At 67.8% G+C, this 17,163-nt stretch carries 15 protein-coding genes; 7 read left to right on the forward strand and 8 right to left on the reverse strand.

Annotation, left to right across the window (positions count from 1 at the left end; all coding sequences use genetic code 11):
* Nucleotides 1-22: 22 nt before the first annotated feature.
* The 5 genes from hutI to B5Y19_RS09135 all read left to right on the forward strand — a co-directional run bounded on the left by hutI (nt 23) and on the right by B5Y19_RS09135 (nt 6,034).
* Nucleotides 23-1,189 carry an imidazolonepropionase gene (gene hutI, locus B5Y19_RS09115; RefSeq protein ID WP_211200694.1) on the forward strand — a complete coding sequence of 389 codons (1,167 nt, stop codon included), beginning with the start codon at nt 23-25 and terminating at the stop codon, nt 1,187-1,189.
* A complete protein-coding gene (hutH, locus tag B5Y19_RS09120; protein ID WP_055728670.1) occupies nt 1,186-2,718 on the forward strand; it encodes a histidine ammonia-lyase in 1,533 nt (510 codons plus the stop codon). Before hutI ends, hutH begins: the two co-directional genes overlap by 4 nt.
* Nucleotides 2,719-2,841: 123 nt before the next feature.
* Nucleotides 2,842-3,648, forward strand: coding sequence for an N-formylglutamate deformylase (gene hutG, locus B5Y19_RS09125; RefSeq protein ID WP_055728671.1), 807 nt, complete (start codon nt 2,842-2,844; stop codon nt 3,646-3,648).
* Complete coding sequence (gene hutU / locus B5Y19_RS09130; RefSeq protein ID WP_055728672.1) at nt 3,645-5,312, forward strand: urocanate hydratase; 1,668 nt, start codon at nt 3,645-3,647, stop codon at nt 5,310-5,312. Before hutG ends, hutU begins: the two co-directional genes overlap by 4 nt.
* Before the next feature lie 161 nt (nt 5,313-5,473).
* Nucleotides 5,474-6,034, forward strand: a complete 561-nt coding sequence (locus B5Y19_RS09135; protein WP_055728673.1) for a HutD/Ves family protein — start codon at nt 5,474-5,476, stop codon at nt 6,032-6,034.
* A 110-nt stretch (nt 6,035-6,144) separates the two neighbouring features.
* On the opposite strand, the gene B5Y19_RS09140 is transcribed toward B5Y19_RS09135, so the two are convergent.
* On the reverse strand, nt 6,145-7,224 hold the full coding sequence (locus tag B5Y19_RS09140; RefSeq protein ID WP_055728674.1) for a citrate synthase/methylcitrate synthase: 1,080 nt from the start codon (nt 7,222-7,224) through the stop codon (nt 6,145-6,147).
* Between the two features lie 86 nt (nt 7,225-7,310).
* Here B5Y19_RS09140 and B5Y19_RS09145 point away from each other — a divergent pair, with 86 nt between their 5' ends.
* Nucleotides 7,311-8,450: a citrate synthase family protein gene (locus B5Y19_RS09145; protein ID WP_055728675.1), complete on the forward strand. Its 1,140-nt coding sequence runs from the start codon at nt 7,311-7,313 to the stop codon at nt 8,448-8,450.
* A 152-nt stretch (nt 8,451-8,602) separates the two neighbouring features.
* Here B5Y19_RS09145 and B5Y19_RS09150 read toward each other — a convergent pair whose 3' ends face one another.
* From B5Y19_RS09150 to B5Y19_RS09170, 5 genes are all read right to left on the reverse strand, one after another.
* Nucleotides 8,603-9,826, reverse strand: coding sequence for a class I SAM-dependent methyltransferase (locus B5Y19_RS09150; protein WP_280174380.1), 1,224 nt, complete (start codon nt 9,824-9,826; stop codon nt 8,603-8,605).
* A gap of 286 nt (nt 9,827-10,112) precedes the next feature.
* The gene (locus B5Y19_RS09155; RefSeq protein WP_055728677.1) at nt 10,113-10,892 is read right to left on the reverse strand and encodes an ABC transporter ATP-binding protein; all 780 of its coding nucleotides are present in this window, start codon (nt 10,890-10,892) and stop codon (nt 10,113-10,115) included.
* Complete coding sequence (locus B5Y19_RS09160) at nt 10,889-11,662, reverse strand: ABC transporter permease (RefSeq protein WP_055728678.1); 774 nt, start codon at nt 11,660-11,662, stop codon at nt 10,889-10,891. Before B5Y19_RS09160 ends, B5Y19_RS09155 begins: the two co-directional genes overlap by 4 nt.
* A complete protein-coding gene (locus B5Y19_RS09165; RefSeq protein ID WP_055728679.1) occupies nt 11,659-12,180 on the reverse strand; it encodes a mismatch-specific DNA-glycosylase in 522 nt (173 codons plus the stop codon). Before B5Y19_RS09165 ends, B5Y19_RS09160 begins: the two co-directional genes overlap by 4 nt.
* A 120-nt stretch (nt 12,181-12,300) precedes the next feature.
* Nucleotides 12,301-13,260 carry an ABC transporter substrate-binding protein gene (locus B5Y19_RS09170; protein WP_079591371.1) on the reverse strand — a complete coding sequence of 320 codons (960 nt, stop codon included), beginning with the start codon at nt 13,258-13,260 and terminating at the stop codon, nt 12,301-12,303.
* A gap of 241 nt (nt 13,261-13,501) precedes the next feature.
* On the opposite strand from B5Y19_RS09170, the gene B5Y19_RS09175 reads away from it, so the two are divergent.
* Entirely contained in the window at nt 13,502-15,058 is a 1,557-nt protein-coding gene (locus tag B5Y19_RS09175) for an acetolactate synthase large subunit (RefSeq protein ID WP_055728680.1), read from the forward strand.
* A 182-nt stretch (nt 15,059-15,240) separates the two neighbouring features.
* Here the strand turns inward: B5Y19_RS09175 and B5Y19_RS09180 are convergent, their stop codons facing one another.
* Both B5Y19_RS09180 and B5Y19_RS09185 read right to left on the reverse strand, forming a co-directional pair.
* Entirely contained in the window at nt 15,241-16,284 is a 1,044-nt protein-coding gene (locus tag B5Y19_RS09180) for a histone deacetylase family protein (protein ID WP_055728681.1), read from the reverse strand.
* Nucleotides 16,285-16,413: 129 nt separating this feature from the next.
* Complete coding sequence (locus B5Y19_RS09185; RefSeq protein WP_055728682.1) at nt 16,414-17,058, reverse strand: TetR/AcrR family transcriptional regulator; 645 nt, start codon at nt 17,056-17,058, stop codon at nt 16,414-16,416.
* Between the last annotated feature and the right edge of the window lie 105 nt (nt 17,059-17,163).

Below are 17,163 nucleotides of genomic sequence, written 5' to 3' on the forward strand. Positions count from 1 at the left end.
GACGAATGCGCGGCTGGCGACGATGTCGCCTGCGGTCGAGGCATCCTATGGCGCGATCGAGGACGGCGTGGTCGCAGCGCGCGGTGGGCGCATCGTCTATGCCGGGCCGCGCAGCGAGGCTCCCGCCTTCCAGGCTGCCGAGACCATCGATTGCCAGGGCCGCTGGATCACCCCGGGGCTGATCGATTGCCACACCCATCTCGTCTATGGCGGCGACCGCGCCCATGAATTCGAGCTCCGCCTGCAAGGCGCGACCTATGAGGAGATCGCCCGGGCCGGCGGCGGCATCCTCTCCACCGTCAAGGCGACGCGCGAGGCGAGCGAGGATGCGCTCTTCGCCTCCGCCGACCGGCGCCTCGCCGCACTCATCGCCGAGGGCGTCACCACCGTCGAGATCAAGTCCGGCTACGGGCTGGAGCAGCAGGCGGAGCTGAAGCAGTTGCGCGTCGCGCGCCGGATCGGCCGCGAGCGGCCGGTCACCGTCCGCACCACCTTCCTCGGCGCCCATGCCGTGCCGCCGGAATTCAAGGGCCGCTCGGGCGACTACACTGCGCTCGTTGCCGGGCCGATCCTCGATGCCGTCTCGGCCGAGGGGCTGGCCGATGCCGTCGACGTCTTCTGCGAGGGTATCGCCTTCTCGCCCGCGGAAACGAAGGCCGTCTTCGAGGCCGCCAAGGCCAAGGGCCTCGCGATCAAGGTCCACGCCGAGCAACTCTCCAATCTGTATGGCGCCAAGCTCGCGGCGGAGATGGGCGCGCTTTCGGCCGATCATCTCGAATATCTCGACGAGGACGGCATCATCGCCATGGCCAAGGCCGGCACCGTCGCGGTGGTGCTGCCCGGCGCCTTCTATTTCCTGCGCGAGACGCAGAAGCCGCCGATCGAATTGATGCGCAAGCATGGCGTCGCCATCGCGCTGGCCACCGACGCCAATCCCGGCTCCTCGCCGCTGACCTCGCCGCTGCTCGTGCTCAACATGGCCTGCACGCTCTTCCGCATGACGCCGGAGGAGGCGCTGGCCGGCCTCACCCGCCATGCCGCGACCGCGCTCGGCCTCCAGGACGAGGTCGGTACGCTGGAAGCCGGCAAGCGTTGCGATCTCGCGATCTGGGAGATCGAGCGCCCGGCCGAACTCGCCTACCGCATCGGTTTCAACCCCCTTCACACCCGCATCTGGAACGGACAATGACCACGGTTTCGCTGAACCCGGGCGCAGCCCGCCTCACCGACTGGCGCGCGATCCTCGACGGCGCCGTCGCCTCGCTCGGCAGCGACAGCGCCAGGAACATCGCCTCCGGCCAGAAGATCGTCGAGGAGATCGTCGCTGCGGGCACCGTGACCTATGGCGTCAATACCGGCTTCGGGAAGCTCGCCAGCGTCCGCATCGCCGATGCCGACCTCGCCAAGCTCCAAAGCAACCTCATCCTCTCGCATGCGGTCGGCACCGGCCCTGCCCTGCCCGACGGCGTGGTCCGCCTGCTGCTGGCGATGAAGGCGGCGAGCCTGGCGCGCGGCGCCTCCGGCGTGCGGCCGGTGGTGATCGACGCGCTGACCAATGCGCTCGAGGCCGATGCCCTGCCGGTCATCCCCGCCAAGGGCTCGGTCGGCGCCTCCGGCGACCTCGCGCCGCTCGCCCATATGACCGCGGCCCTGATGGGCTTCGGCGAGATCCGCCTGAAGGGCGAGACCCTGTCGGCGGCCGAGGCGCTGAAGCGCGCGGGTCTCAGCCCGCTTGCGCTCGGCGCCAAGGAAGGCCTCGCGCTGATCAACGGCACGCAGGTCTCGACCACGATAGCGCTGACCGGCCTTGCTGCCATCGCACGCGTCTTCGATGCCGCGCTCGTCGCCGGCGCTCTCTCCGTCGATGCGCTCAAGGGTTCCGACACCCCGTTCGATCCGCGCATCCAGACGCTCCGCGGCCAGCCCGGCCAGATCAAGGTCGCCAAGATCCTGCTCGACCTGATCGCCGGCAGCGCCATCCGCGAGAGCCATCGCCATGGCGATACGAAGGTGCAGGACCCCTATTCGCTGCGTTGCCAGCCGCAGGTGATGGGCGCGGTGCGCGATCTCATTGGCAATGCCGCCGCCACGCTTTCGATCGAGGCGAACGCCGTCACCGACAACCCGCTGGTGCTCGGCCCCGGCGAGATCGTCTCGGGCGGCAATTTCCACGCCGAGCCGGTCGCCTTCGCCGCCGACATCCTGGCGATGGCCGTCTGCGAGATCGGCAACCTCTCCGAGCGCCGCATGGCTCTGCTGGTCGACCCCGTGATGAGCGGCCTGCCGCCCTTCCTCGCCCGCGATGCCGGCCTGAACTCGGGCTTCATGATCGCGCAGGTCACCGCCGCCGCGCTCGCTTCCGAGAACAAGCAGAAGGCGTACCCGGCTTCGGTCGACACCATCCCGACCTCGGCCAACCAGGAAGACCATGTCTCGATGGCGACGCATGGCGCCTTCCGCCTGCTCGACATGGCGAAGAACGCGGCCAGCGTCATCGGCGTCGAGCTGATGGCGGCGGCGGAAGCGATCGAGCATCATCGCCCGCTCAAGACCAGCGCGCGCCTTGAGCCGGTGCTCGCCCTGCTGCGCAGCAAGATCGCACCGCTGACCGAGGACCGCTATCTCGCCCCCGATCTCGCGGCCGCGACCGAGTTCGTGCTCTCCGGCGCCGTCGGCAAGGCCGCGGGCCTCGACAGCTTCGCCGAGTGCGCGGCGTGAGGGTTAGCCGTCATTCTCGGGCGGAGCGCAGCGGAGACCCGAGAATCTCAGGACGCCTAAGCGCAATGAGCCTCTTTCGGAGGGAGATGCTCGGGTCAAGCCCGAGCATGACGGAGGAATGAAATGACCGACACCGTCATCGTGACGCGGGGGTCGTCCCCGCTCATCCTCTCGATGCCGCATCCCGGCACCGGCGTTCCGCCGGAAGTCGCGGCGCAGCTCAACGAACGCGGAAAGCTGGTCGAGGATACCGACTGGCATATGCGCCAACTCTACAGCTTTGCAACGCCACTCCAGCCGACGATCGTCGAGGCGCAGCTCTCGCGTTTCGTCATCGACCTCAACCGCGATCCGTCCGGCGTCTCGCTCTATCCGGGGCAGGCGACGACCGAACTTGTGCCGACCACAACCTTCGACGGCGCGCCGATCTGGCAGACAGCGCCGGACGCGCACGAGATCGAGCGGCGCAAGGGCGCCTATTTCCAGCCCTATCACACGGCGCTCGCCGCCGAGATCGCGCGGGTGAAGGCCGAGCACGGCTATTGCGTGCTGTGGGACTGCCACTCGATCAAGTCGGTGATCCCCCGCCTGTTCGAGGGCACGCTGCCGACGCTCAACCTCGGCACGAATTCCGGCCAGAGCTGCGCACCGAGCATCGAGGCTGCGGCCGTTACCGCCATGGCCGGCCAGCCGCTCACCCAGATCGCCAATGGCCGCTTCAAGGGCGGCTGGATCACGCGCCATTACGGCCGCCCCTTCGAGCGCGTGCATGCGCTCCAGATGGAGATCGCGCTCTCGGCCTATCTCGCCGAGGAGAACGCGCCCTGGGCCTTCGACGCGACGAAGGCCGCCAGCCTGCAGACCGCCTTGTCCGCCATCATCGCCGCAGCCCTCGATGCGGCCGCCGCCCTCGAACGGAGCCGTTCATGACCCGCCTCGACAACACCCGCACGATCCGCGCCGCGACCGGCACCGAGCTCACAGCCAAGAGCTGGCTGACCGAGGCGCCGCTGCGCATGCTGATGAACAATCTCGATCCGAACGTGGCCGAGAACCCGCATGAGCTCGTGGTCTATGGCGGCATCGGCCGGGCCGCGCGCAGCTGGGAGGATTTCGACCGCATCGTCGCGGCGCTTCGCCAGCTCGAGGCGGACGAGACGCTGCTCGTCCAGTCCGGCAAGCCGGTCGGCGTGTTCCGCACGCACAAGGACGCGCCGCGCGTGCTGATCGCCAACTCCAACCTGGTGCCGCATTGGGCCAACTGGGACCATTTCAACGAGCTCGATAAGAAGGGGCTCGCCATGTACGGCCAGATGACGGCCGGCTCCTGGATCTATATCGGCACGCAGGGCATCGTGCAGGGCACCTACGAGACCTTCGTCGAGGCCGGGCGCCAGCATTACAACGGCAACCTAAAGGGCAAGTGGGTCCTGACCGGCGGCCTCGGCGGCATGGGCGGCGCCCAGCCGCTGGCGGCGGTGATGGCCGGCGCCTCCTGCCTCGCCGTCGAGTGCAATCCCGACTCGATCGATTTCCGCTTGCGCACCCGCTATCTCGACGAGAAGGCCGAAAACCTCGACGAGGCGATGGAGATGATCGCCCGCTGGACCAAGAACGGCGAGGCGAAGTCGGTCGGCCTGCTCGGCAACTGCGCCGAGATCCTGCCCGAAATGGTCCGCCGCGGCATCCGCCCCGACATGGTCACCGACCAGACCTCGGCGCATGACCCGGTCAATGGCTACCTGCCGAAGGGCTGGACGATGGGCGAATGGAAGCAGCGCCGCGAGGGCAACCCGAAGGCCGTCGAGGAGGCGGCCCGCGCCTCGATGCGCGAGCATGTCGAGGCGATGATCGCCTTCCAGGACATGGGCATTCCGACCTTCGACTACGGCAACAACATCCGCCAGGTCGCCAAGGAAGCGGGGCTGGAGAACGCCTTCGCCTTCCCGGGCTTCGTGCCGGCCTATATCCGCCCGCTGTTCTGCCGCGGCATCGGCCCGTTCCGCTGGGCGGCGCTCTCGGGCGATCCGGAGGACATCTACAAGACCGACGCCAAGGTGAAGGAGCTGCTGCCGGACAACAAGCACCTGCACAACTGGCTCGACATGGCGCGGGAGCGCATCTCGTTCCAGGGCCTGCCGGCGCGCATCTGCTGGGTCGGCCTCGGCGACCGCCATCGCCTTGGCCTCGCCTTCAACGAAATGGTCAAGAACGGCGAACTCAAGGCTCCCGTCGTGATCGGCCGCGACCATCTCGATTCGGGCTCGGTCGCCTCGCCGAACCGCGAGACCGAAGCGATGAAGGACGGCTCGGATGCGGTCTCCGACTGGCCGCTGCTCAACGCCCTGCTCAACACCGCGGGCGGCGCAACCTGGGTCTCGCTGCATCATGGCGGCGGCGTCGGCATGGGCTTCTCCCAGCATTCGGGTGTCGTCATCTGCGCCGACGGCACGGATGACGCAGCGGCCCGTCTGTCGCGCGTGCTCTGGAACGACCCGGCCACGGGCGTGATGCGCCATGCCGATGCCGGCTACGACATCGCGCTGGACTGCGCCCGCGAGAAGGGGCTCAACCTGCCGGGTATCCTGGGCTGAGACCTCGTGTCATTCCGGGGCTCCGCGCAAGCGGAGAACCCGGAACCCACGACCGGGCGAGCCTTGTCCAACCACGATGTTCTACCCAGTCGTGGGTTCCGGGCTCGCCCTTCGGGCGCCCCGGAATGACAAGGGTTCGGCATGAATTCGAAGGAGCCTTCATGCGCATCATCCGCGCCGCCGATTGCAAGGTCATGCCGTGGAAGAACGGCGGCGGCACCACGACCGAGATCGCCGTTTCTCCGGAGGGAGCCTCCCTGAGCGATTTCGATTGGCGCATCTCGATGGCCCATGTCGGGCAGGACGGGCCGTTCTCGTCCTTCCCCGGCATCGACCGGACCTTGTCGGTGCTGACAGGAAACGGCATCCGCCTCGCCTTCGGCGATGGCGAGACGGTGGCGCTCGATCGCGCGACCGCGCCGTTCTTCTTCGCCGCCGACCGGGCGGTAGACGGCGCGCTGGTCGATGGGGCGATTGACGATCTCAACGTGATGAGCCGGCGCGGGGCGTGGAGCCACAGCGTCGAGCGCCTGACCGGCGGAGCGCATGAGATCGCAGCCGAGCGCGGATTGCTGGTTCTGGTCGCGCGTCAGGGTGTTTGGCAGGTGAACGGGACGGTTCTGGCCGCTGGTGACAGCGCCGTCCTGGAAATTGCCGTCAAGGCAAAGCTCGTCGCCGAAAACGGCGGCGAACTCTTCGCCATCCGACTATCGCCGCTCTGACCCAAACCGTCATTCTCGGGCGGATTGCAGCTCCGACCCGAGAATCCCATGAAGACACTGGTTTCCGAGATACTCGGGTCAAGCCCGAGCATGACGTCCCTTGTATCGTCTCAGGCCGCCTGCCGCGGCTGTGGGCCGACATAGACCGATTGCGGGCGGATCAGGCGGCCGCCGGCGATCTGCTCCTTGGCATGGGCGAGCCAGCCCGTCGTCCGCCCGAGCGCGAAGACGCAGGTGAAGGAATCCGGCGTGAAGCCGAGCGCTTCCAGCAAGAGCGCCGTATAGAACTCGACATTGGTCTCCAGCGTCCGGTTGGGCTTGCGCTCGCGCAGGATGGCGAGCGCGGCCTGCTCGACCGCCTCGGCGAGCGCGAGACGCCCGCTATCGGCGCCGAGCCGGCGGATCGCGCCTTTCAGCGCATCGGCACGCGGATCGCGCACGCGATAGATGCGGTGCCCGAAGCCCATCAGCCGGTCGCCGCGGTCGAGCGCCGCCTCCAACCAGGCGCGGGCATTGCCGGGTGTCCCAATCGCATCGAGCATCTCGATCACCGGGCCGGGCGCGCCGCCATGGAGCGGCCCCTTCAGCGCGCTGATGCCGGCGAGCACGGCCGAGACCAGCCCCGCCCGGGTCGAGGCGACGACGCGCGAGGCGAAGGTCGAGGCGTTGAGACCGTGATCGGCGACCGTGACGAGGTAGGTGTCGAGCGCCGCCGCCTGCTGCAGCGTCGGCGCCTTGCCGTGCAGCATGCGCAACGTGTCGGCCGCCTGCAACAGCGCCGGATCGGGCGCGACCGGGGCGAGGCCCCGCTGCAGGCGCAGGGAAGCCGCGGTGAAGACGGCCGGCGCCGCCAGCAGCCGCAGGACCGTGCCGGCATCCTCGCCATCCGGGATCAGCGCGGTCATCGCCCTGATCATCTCGACCGGCCCGAGCGTCGTGGGCACGGCAGCCTTCCGGACCACCGTCTCGAACAGCTCCGCCCGCGCTGCGCCCAGTGCCGCCGGCAGATCCTTCATGGCCGGCAGGTCCGGCACGAAGCCGTCCAGCATCAGCGCCGCCATCTCCTCGAAGGAGGTATGCCCCGCCAGCTCGTCCAGGCTGTGGCCGCGCATCACCAGCCGGCCCGCCGCTCCATCGACCTCGGAGAGCACGGTGTGGGCGGCAACGACATCTTCAAGGCCATCGGACATGGCGATCACTCCTGCAAAACGATGCCTTGAGGATCGGTAGCTTCATCGCTAAAATCAATCTTGAACAATATAATCAATGTATTTCGATGACCGACTGGCTGACGGCGCAACAGGTGATGCAGCGGCTCGGGCTGAAGCCGCAGACGCTCTATGCCTATGTCAGCCGCGGGCTGATCGAGGCGCGCGGCGATGCGGGGGATTCGCGCCGGCGGCTCTACCGGACCGAGGATGTGGCGCGGCTGGAGCACCGCAAGGCGCGGGGACGGAAACCCGCCGCTATCGCCGAGGACGCGATCGCCTTCGGCGAGCCGATCCTGGCCTCGGGCATCGCCACGATCCAGCGCGGCAAGCTCTGGTATCGCGGGCAGGATGCGGAGGTGCTGGCCGAGACGGCGAAGCTGGAGGATGTCGCGCGACTGCTCTGGGATTGCGGCTCGCAGCGCTTTCCGCCGCTGTTCACGATCGTCCCGGAGGCACCGGCCCGGCAGCGCATGTTCGCGGTGATCGCCGCGCGGGCCGCAAGCGACGCCGCCATGGCGGGGCGCACCAAGAAGGCGCTCTATCTCGAGGCCGCCTCCGTCATCGACGCGCTGGTCGACGCCATTGCGGGGCGGCCGGGCCAGGGCCCGATCCATCACCGGCTGGCGCAGGCCTGGGGCTGCGACGCTGATGGCGCCGACCTGATCCGCCGCGCGCTGGTGCTGCTCGCCGATCACGAGCTCAACGCCTCGACCTTCGCGGTGCGCGTCGCAGCCTCGACCCGCGCTTCGCTCGCCGCCTGCATCCTGGCCGGGCTCGCCACGCTGTCCGGCCCGCTGCATGGCGGCATGACCCCGCGCGTGCTCGGGCTGATGCGGGAGATCGCGGAAGACGGGGCGGAGATGGCGATAGCCGCACGCCTCGCCGGCGGCATGCCCCTGCCCGGCTTCGGCCATCCGCTCTATCCGGACGGCGATCCGCGGGCGCGAGCGCTGCTCACCGCCTTTGCGCTGCCGCCGACCTATGAGGCGACGCGCCGGGCCGTCACGGCGCTGACCGGCGAGGAACCCAATATCGACTTCGTGCTGACCGCGATCGTAAGCGAGCTCGGGCTTGCGGCGGATGTCTCCTTCCAGATCTTCGCCGCCGCACGCTGCGCGGGCTGGATCGCCCACGCGCTGGAGCAGGGCGAGACCGGACGCCTGATCCGGCCGCGCGCCCGCTATGTCGGGCGAGAGCCGGCCTGAAGACAGGCCAGCGGTTTCCGGTCGGTCTCAACCGTCATTGCGAGGAGCGAAGCGACGAAGCAATCCAGGGAGACTGGGCTGAACGTCTCACCCCGTCCCCTGGATTGCTTCGCTGCGCTCGCAATGACGGTTGGGCCTGGATGAAATCAGCCCTAGAGTTCCGCCGCCTTCACCTTGCCGGTGGCCCTCTCGCGACCCAGCTCGCCCTCGCGCTCTTCGATATAGCCGCGGGTGATCGGCAGGCCGTCGAGCCGCTTCGCGAGCTGGAACTGGAACACCACCAGATCGTCATGCCGGAAGCTTGCCTCGGAGGCGGCGAGGTAGAACTCCCACATCCTTGCAAAGCGCTCGTCATACATCGCGACCGCCTCGTCGCGCCGGGCCAGGAAGTTCTCGCGCCAGGCCTTCAGCGTCTCGGCATAGTGGATGCGCAGCACCTCGACATCGGTAACGACGAGCCCTTCCTTCTCGATCGCCGCCGTCACCTCTGACATGGCGGGAATGTAGCCGCCCGGAAAGATGTACTTGGCGATGAAGGGGTTGGTCGCACCCGGCGGCGTCGAGCGGCCGATCGTGTGGATCAGCGCCACGCCGTCCTCGGTCAGCAGCTCGCGGACCTTGCGGAAATAGTCGCGATAGTAGCCGACGCCGACATGCTCGAACATGCCGACCGAGACGATGCGGTCGAAGGGCTCGGTGAGGTGGCGGTAGTCCTGCAGCCGGAATTCGACCGGCAGGCCGGACTCGGCCCCGCGCTGCCTGGCGATGGCGAGTTGCTCCTCCGAGAGCGTCACGCCCGTCACGGAAGCGCCGGTCTCACCGGCGATCGACAGCGCCATGCCGCCCCAGCCGCAGCCGATATCGAGCACGCGCTGGCCCGGCGCCAAGTCGAGCTTGCCCATGATATGGCGCTTCTTGGCGAGCTGCGCCTCGGCGAGGGTCATGTCCGGCTGCGCGAAATAGGCGCAGGAATACTGCATGTCCGGGTCGAGGAAGAGCCGGAAGAAGTCGCTCTTCAGGTCGTAGTGATGGGCGACGTTGCGCTTCGCCAGCGCCGGCGTGTTGTGTTGCTGGAAGCGCCTGATCGCGGTGCGCAGCCCCGACAGCGTCTTGCCCCAGCCCTGTGGGCGAGCCTTGTGCACGGCCGCCACCAGCGCGTCGAGGAGATCATAGAGCGAGCCCTGCTCGACCACGACGCGCCCGTCCATCACGGCCTCGCCCAAGGCGAGCTCGGGATTCAGTGCAAGCTTGAGTTCCGTCGGCGCGTCCACGATCCGCATGCGCAGTCGTGGAGCAGCGCCCTGCCCGATCGACTGCAGCGTGCCATCGGGGAATACGACATCGATACGTGGCTCTATCGCGAGCCGAGACAACATCCTGGCAATCAGCGAATGCATTGGCCCCACCTTCGGCAGCGCCCCTTTGCTTTCAAGATGGCAAGTCGGATCGCTGCCGTAACGGCCTCCTGGCGCAGGGCAGGCCCACGCCTGCGACATGACAACGCAGGCGATGCCGTTCGGTTCCGCTACGGAAGCATGACGGGTGGCATCACCGCCGTCATTGCGAGCGGTGCGAAGCAAACCAGGGGGACGTAGCGCTCTACCGCCCCTGGATTGCTTCGTCGCTGACGCTCCTCGCAATGACGGCCGAGTGCGGCGGGCGTCAATGATCCGCCGCGATGACCTCGGCGCGGATCTCCTCGACCAGCCGCTCCTTCAGGGCGACGAATTCCGGCGTCGTCTTGATGGTGTAGGGCCGCGGATGCGGCAGATCGACGGGGATGTCCGCCTTGATCCGCCCCGGCCGGGCGCTCATCACCACGACGCGCGAGCCGACGAAGATCGCCTCCTCGATGTCGTGAGTGACGAAGAGCACGGTCTTCTGCTCGCGCTCCCAGATGCCGAGCAGCATCTCCTGCATCAGGGCGCGGGTCTGGTTGTCGAGCGCGCCGAAGGGCTCGTCGAGCAGCAGGATCTTGGGATCGTTGGCGAGCGCGCGCGCGATCGCGGTGCGCTGCTGCATGCCGCCCGAAAGCTGCTTGGGGAAATGGTCGACGAAGCCGCCAAGCCCGACGCGCGCCGCCCAGTCACGGGCGATCTTCAGCCGCTCGGCTTCGGGAACGCCCTTCTCGCGCAGGCCGAAGGCGATGTTCTGCTGCACGGTCAGCCAGGGGAAGAGCGTGTAGCTCTGGAAGACGAAGCCGCGATCGGCGCCCGGCCCGGTGACGGCCGAGCCGTCGAGCAGGATGCGGCCCTCGCTCGCGGTCTCGAGCCCGCCGATGATGCGCAACAAAGTCGACTTGCCGCAGCCGGAGGGGCCGAGAATGGTGATGAAGTCGTTGTCGGCGACCGTCAGCGAGGTCGGCATCAGCGCACGCGTCGGCTCGCCGCCGCGCTGGCCCGCGAAGACCTTGCCGACATTCTCGACGAGAAGCTTGCTCATGCGCGCGCCCAGGGGAACAGGCGCTGATTGACCGCCTTGAACAGGAAATCCGAGATCAGGCCGATGAGCCCGATGACGATGATGCCGAAGATGATCTGCCCTGTGTTCAGCAGCGCCTGGCTGTCGGTGATCATGTGGCCGATGCCCGAAGAGGAGCCGATCAGCTCGGCGACGATGACATAGGTCCAGGCCCAGCCGAGGACGAGCCGGAAAATCTCGGCGATCTCGGGCGCCGCGTTCGGCAGCATGACCCGGCGCACCACCGACTGGTCGGTCGCGCCGAGCGTATAGGCGGCATCGACGAGGTCCCGCCGGATCGAGCCGACCGATACCGCGATCATCAGGATGAGCTGGAAAACCGCGCCGATGAAGATGACCAGCAGCTTCTGGGTCTCGCCGATGCCGGCCCAGAGGATCAGAAGCGGGATGAAGGCCGAGGCCGGCAGATAGCGCGCGAAGGAGACGAAGGGCTCCAGGAAGGCCTCGATCGGCTTGTAGGCGCCCATCAGGATGCCGAGCGGCAGGGCGACGATGACGGCGAGGATGAAGCCGCCGACGACACGCCAGATCGTCATCACGATGTCGAAGCCGAAGCCGTAGCGCGTCATCAGGTTCCAGCCCTCGCCGACCATGGTCAGCGGATCGGCGAGGAACAGGCGCTGGACATAGCCCCCGAAGGTCGCCACCGACCAGAGCGCGACGAAGAGCGCGAAGAAGGTGAGCCCATAGCCGATGCGGGCCGTGGCCGAGACGGGTTGCAGGGGTCTCATCGCGCTGTCGTTCCGGTCACGGCCATGGCCAGTTGCTTCCAGGGTTCGATCGACCAGTGGCCCGAGGCGAGCCCGGCGGTCGAGGGCAAGACGAAGACGCCAGCCCCGGCGAGAAGCTCGGGCTGGAGACCGAATGCGAGCGTCGCGCCCTTCCGGCCGAGGGCCTCCTGCGCCGAACGCTTGCCGTTGAAGGCGACGAAGCGTGGAGCATGCGCGGCGATCCGCGCGTGGAAGCCCGATACGTCGAAATGAGAGCTGCGCAAAGCCGAATCCGGCCCGAAACTCTGCTTGGCGACATCGGTCAGCCCGATGCCGTAGCGCGGCATTTCGCGAAAGCGCTCCGGCGCGAACCGCTCCGGCAGCAACCCAATCTGGTGGAGCACGGCCCAGAACTTGTTGCCCGGGCCGGCATAATAGGCGCCGCGACGCGCCGACGCCGTACCCGCCTGCGTGCCGCAGAAGACGACGCGCAGGCCGGGTTCCAGGACATCCGGGAGGATGGGCTGCTGCTCCGTCATGGTCGGGCTTGCCCCGACCATCCACGCCCTGGCTGGTCGAAAACCGTGTTCAAGACGTGGATGCTCGCCACCAGGGCGAGCATGACGGGGGTATGGGCCTCGTGCAAAAGCCAAACAGCGTCACTTGCCTGCGACGAACTTGGTCTCGACCAGCGCGGCGAGATCGGGCTTGGCCTTGATCAGGCCGATCTCGAGCAGCAGGTCGGCAGCCTTGGCCGAAAAGGCCTGCCAGTCGCCGGAGAAGAACTTCTTGTTCCCCTCGGCATCCGACCAGCGCAGGAAGCCGGCCGACTTGCCGAACTGCTCACCGGTCTGCTTCACGTCGGCGCCCATGATCTCGTAGGCCTTGGCCTGGTCCTTCTTGATCATCTCCAGCGCCTCGAAATAGCTCTGAGCCAGCGCAGTGGCGGCCTTCTCGTTGACGAGGAAGGCCGGCGTGCAGCCGAAGGTGTCCATCACCATCGGATAGTCGAGGGTGGTGGCGATGATCTTGCCGGCATCCGGCTTGTCGCGGACGGTGGAGAGATAGGGCTCGTAGGTCATCGCCGCGTCGTTCTGGCCGGCGATGAAGGCCTGCGCCGCCGGACCAGGCTCCATGTTGACCACCTTGACGTCCTTCACCGACAGGCCGTTCTCCTTGAGCATCCAGGCCAGCGCGAAATAGGGCGAGGTGCCGGGAGCGGAAGCTGCCACGGTCTTGCCCTTCAGGTCCTTGATCGCGGCGACGTCCTTGCGCACGGCCATGCCGTCGGCGCCATAGCTCTTGTCGAGCTGGAAGATCTGCTTGGTCTTGATGCCGGCCGCATCCCAGACGATCCAGGTCTCGACCGTGGTCGCGGCGCACTGGATATCGCCCGAGGCGATGGCGAGGTGCCGGTCCTTCTGCGGGATCTTCTTGATCGTCACGTCGAGGCCGTTCCTGGCGAAGATGCCGGCCTCCTTCGCGAGCACCAGCGGCGCGAAGCCGGTCCAGCCGGAGATCCCGATATTCACCTTGGTCTGCGCCTGAGCGCCACCCGCCGCCAGAAGCGCGGCGAGGCCGAAGCCAAGGGTCGCGCCGACGCGCTTGAAAACTGCCATGATTGAAACCCTTCCCCTGATTTTTGGCCGACCCGCCGTTCAGACGCCTGGAGCGTCATTCGCAGCGCGATGCAACCTTCGTTCCAAAACAGCCTAATTGCATATGCAAACACGTCAAGCGGCCGATCAGCGGCGCTTGGGGAAGTCATGACATTCTCTCGTTTGACAGGGCAGAGGGAATTTCCTCCTCTTCCGCCCGCCGGCGCGAGGGCGCCCTTATTGCTTGAGTCGAGGTTTCAGGATGAACGGCGCCGACCGCCTTTGCGACACCCTTCTGATCAACGGCGTCGATACCTGCTTCGCCAATCCCGGTACCTCGGAGATGCATTTCGTCGCCGCGCTGGACCGCAAGCCGCAGATGCGCTGCGTGCTCGGCCTGTTCGAGGGCGTGGTAACCGGCGCCGCCGACGGCTATGCCCGCATGGCCGACAAGCCGGCGGCGACGCTGCTCCATTGCGGGCCCGGCATGGCGAATGCGCTCGCCAACATGCACAACGCGCGGCGCGCCCGCACGCCGATGATCAACGTGGTCGGCGACCATGCCACCTACCACCTCGTCCATGACGCGCCGCTGACCAGCGACATCGAGAGCCTGGCGCATCCGATGTCGCATTTCGTCCGCCGCATCGCGACGGCCGAGGATGTCGGCCCGGCAATCGGGGAGGCCTATGTCGCCTCGCTGACGCTGCCCGGCGTCACCACCGTGATCCTGCCGGCCGACTGCGCCTGGGGCAGCGTCGAGCCGGCCACTCTGAAGCCGACCGAGCTGCCGGCGCTGAAAAGCGTCGATGCCGCCACGGTCGGCGCGGTCGCGGCCGGCCTGCGCAAGCACGGCGCGCGTGCCGCGATCATGCTGACGGGGCTGGCGTTGCGCGAGAAGCCGATGGAAATGGCCGCGCGCGTCTGCGCCGCGACAGGCTCCAAGATCTTCAGCCAGATGTCGAACGGGCGCATCCAGCGCGGCGCCGGCCGTGTCGCCATGCCCAAGGTGTTCTATCCGATCGACAAGGCGCTCGAGCAGCTCAAGGACGTCGACTATCTCGTGCTCGTCGGCGCGCAGACCCCGGTCGGCTTCTTCGCCTATCCAGGCAAGCCCGGCCGCCTCGTTCATGACGGCTGCGAGGTCGTGACGCTCGCCAGCCCCGGCGACGACCTTCCGGCCGCGATCACCGCGCTCGCCGAAGAGATGGGCGCGACGAAGAGCGCGCCGCTCTACATCGCCCCGCCGCGCAAGGAGCAGCCTGGCCTGCCGACCGGCAAGCTCGATGCCGACAAGGCCTGCGCCATCGTCTCGGCCTTGCTGCCGGAGAACTGCATCGTCTGCGACGAGTCGGTCTCGTCCGGCCGCAGCTTCTACTATGACTGCCACAGCGCGCCGCAGCACGATTACATCCAGCTCACCGGCGGCGCGATCGGCGAAGGCATTCCGCTCGCCATCGGCGCGGCCGTCGCCTGCCCCGACCGCAAGGTCATCGGCATGCAGGCCGACGGCTCGGGCATGTACACGGTGCAAGGGCTGTGGACGCAGGCGCGCGAGAACCTCGACATCGTCACCGTCGTCTTCGCCAACCGGACCTACCAGATCCTGCATGGCGAGATGCGCGCCGTCGGCGTCAACGACTTCGGCCGCAACGCCACGCTGATGCTGAACATCGACGAGCCGGCGCTGGACTGGGTGTCGATGGCCAAGGGCATGGGCGTCGAGGCCGCACGCGCCACCACGGCCGAGGAGTTCACCAGCCTGTTCAAGGCGGCGCTCGGCCGGAAGGGGCCGTTCCTGATCGAGGCGGCGATCTAAGCGGCATCAAGCCGCCACCTGAAGAGTGTCATCCCGCACGCGTTGCGGCACGAAGTGCTGCGGTGCAGATGCGGGATCGTCTTCAGGAAAGGACGCCTTCTCGTCACGCGGTCCCGTGTCTGCGCAGCGGCATTCCATGCCGCAGCGCGCACGGGATGACACGTGTGGTCACGAAGACAGCGCTACTTGAACCCACCCAGGAATGCGTCGAGGCAGTCGCCGATCGCGTCGATGGCGTAGCCGCCCTCCTGCACGACCAACGTCGGCAGGCCGAACGCCTTCACCTGCCGACCGATCGTGCCGAAATCGGACGCCTCGAGCTTGAGGACGCCGATCGGATCGTCCTTGTGGGCGTCGTAGCCGAGCGCGATCACCACAGCCTCGGCGCCGAATTCGCGGATGGCCTTGTCGGCCCGGTCGACGGCGGCCTGCATCTCGGCCCCCCCTGCGCCATGGGCGAGCGGCAGGTTGAGATTGAAGCCCTCGCCCGGCCCGTTGCCGCGCTCGTCGGCATAGCCGGTGAAGAAGGGATAGTAGTTCGACGGATCGGCATGGACCGAGATCGTCAGCACGTCGTCGCGGCGATAGAAGATCTGCTGCGTGCCGTCACCGTGATGGGCGTCGACGTCGAGGATCGCGACCTTGCCGAATTTCGAGCGCAGGCGCTGGGCGGCGATCGCGGTGTTGTTGAGGTAGCAGAAGCCGGTGGCACGGTCGGCCCGGGCATGATGCCCCGAGGGGCGGCAGAGTGAATAGACGGCACGCTCGCCACCGAGGATTGCATCGGCCCCGGAAACCGCGGTCTCCGACGAACGCAGGGTCGAGTGCCAGCAATGCTCGCCGACCGGCACCGAGAGGTCGCCGAGATACCAGCCGAGCTGGCCGATGAAGCCGGTCGGACGACAGGGCGGGCGGACATCCTCGTCCGGACGGCCGCTCCAATAGGGAAAGGTGCTCGGCCAGACTTCCGGCCCGCGCTCGGCCGGCAGGTCCTGCCAGCGCGCCCAGGCGGTTTCGAGAAACGTGACGAAGCCCGCATCGTGGATCGCGAGCACCGGATCGAGGCCGTGAGCCGCCGGCCGTTCCGGCGCAATGCCGTGCTTCTTGAGCGCGCCCAGCAGACGCTCCGTCCGCTCCGGCAGGTCCTTGGGGGCCACGACCTTGCCGAAGCGCATATATTGCTGCGGGTCGTGGAGAGCTTGGTCGGGATGGTAGAAGGCGCGCATCGGGCGAAGGATCCTCGTCAGCAGCGAGGCGATCAGCGGGCCCCGCGAGCGGGATGCTAGCAATGGCCCGCGCGTCGGTCAGCCACGGTGATGCGGTCCGCCCCTGCGCGAGAGGCGCAACGCCCCCTTTCAGGGCGGTGCCAGCAGCGCCGCGAATTCCCGCGCCAGCGCGTCGATGTCGAAGCGCTCCGGCCGGTACCAGTCGGTCGAGCCGTTGAGCGCACCGAGGATGAAGAGGCGCAGCGCATCCGGCGAGCGCGACGCCGGCAGCGTTCCCGCCTGCTGGAGTTCGGCGATCAGCCCGCGCCAGACCTCCTCATAGGCGCGCCGCACGGCGCGCACGCTCTCGGGCGCCGGTGTCGTGCCGAAGGTGAAAACCTTGATGCTGGCGGAGGTGTAGTCGCCATGGCCGTGCAGGGCGGCGAGATGCGCCCTGATCGCCGCCTCCAGCCGCTCGCGCGGCGGAGCGCCCTCCTTCGCCGCCAGAGCCGCGACCGCCGCCTCGTGCACGAAGCGCACGCCGTCATTGACCACCGCCTCGACGATCTCCTCCTTCGAGGCGAAGTGGTAGTAGAGGCTCGCCTTGCGGATGCCGACCGCCTCGGCGATCTCGCGAAGCGTGGTCTGGTGATAGCCGCCATTGCGCAGCAGCCGCGCGGCATGATCGAGGATCAGGCGGCGCGAGCCGCCTTCGGTTTCGCGGGACGCGCGCTCGGGCATGGCGGTCACAACGAACACCCCGCCGTCATGCTCGCCCTTGTGCCGAGCATCCACGTCTTGAACACCGCGTTCGGCCGGCAAAGACGTGGATGGTCGGCACAAGGCCGACCATGACGGGAAGCATCGCGTCCACGGGTTCTGGACTTGTCGCTACGCGAC

This window comes from Allobosea thiooxidans (assembly GCF_900168195.1).
In the GTDB taxonomy this organism is placed as follows: Bacteria; Pseudomonadota; Alphaproteobacteria; order Rhizobiales; family Beijerinckiaceae; genus Allobosea; species Allobosea thiooxidans.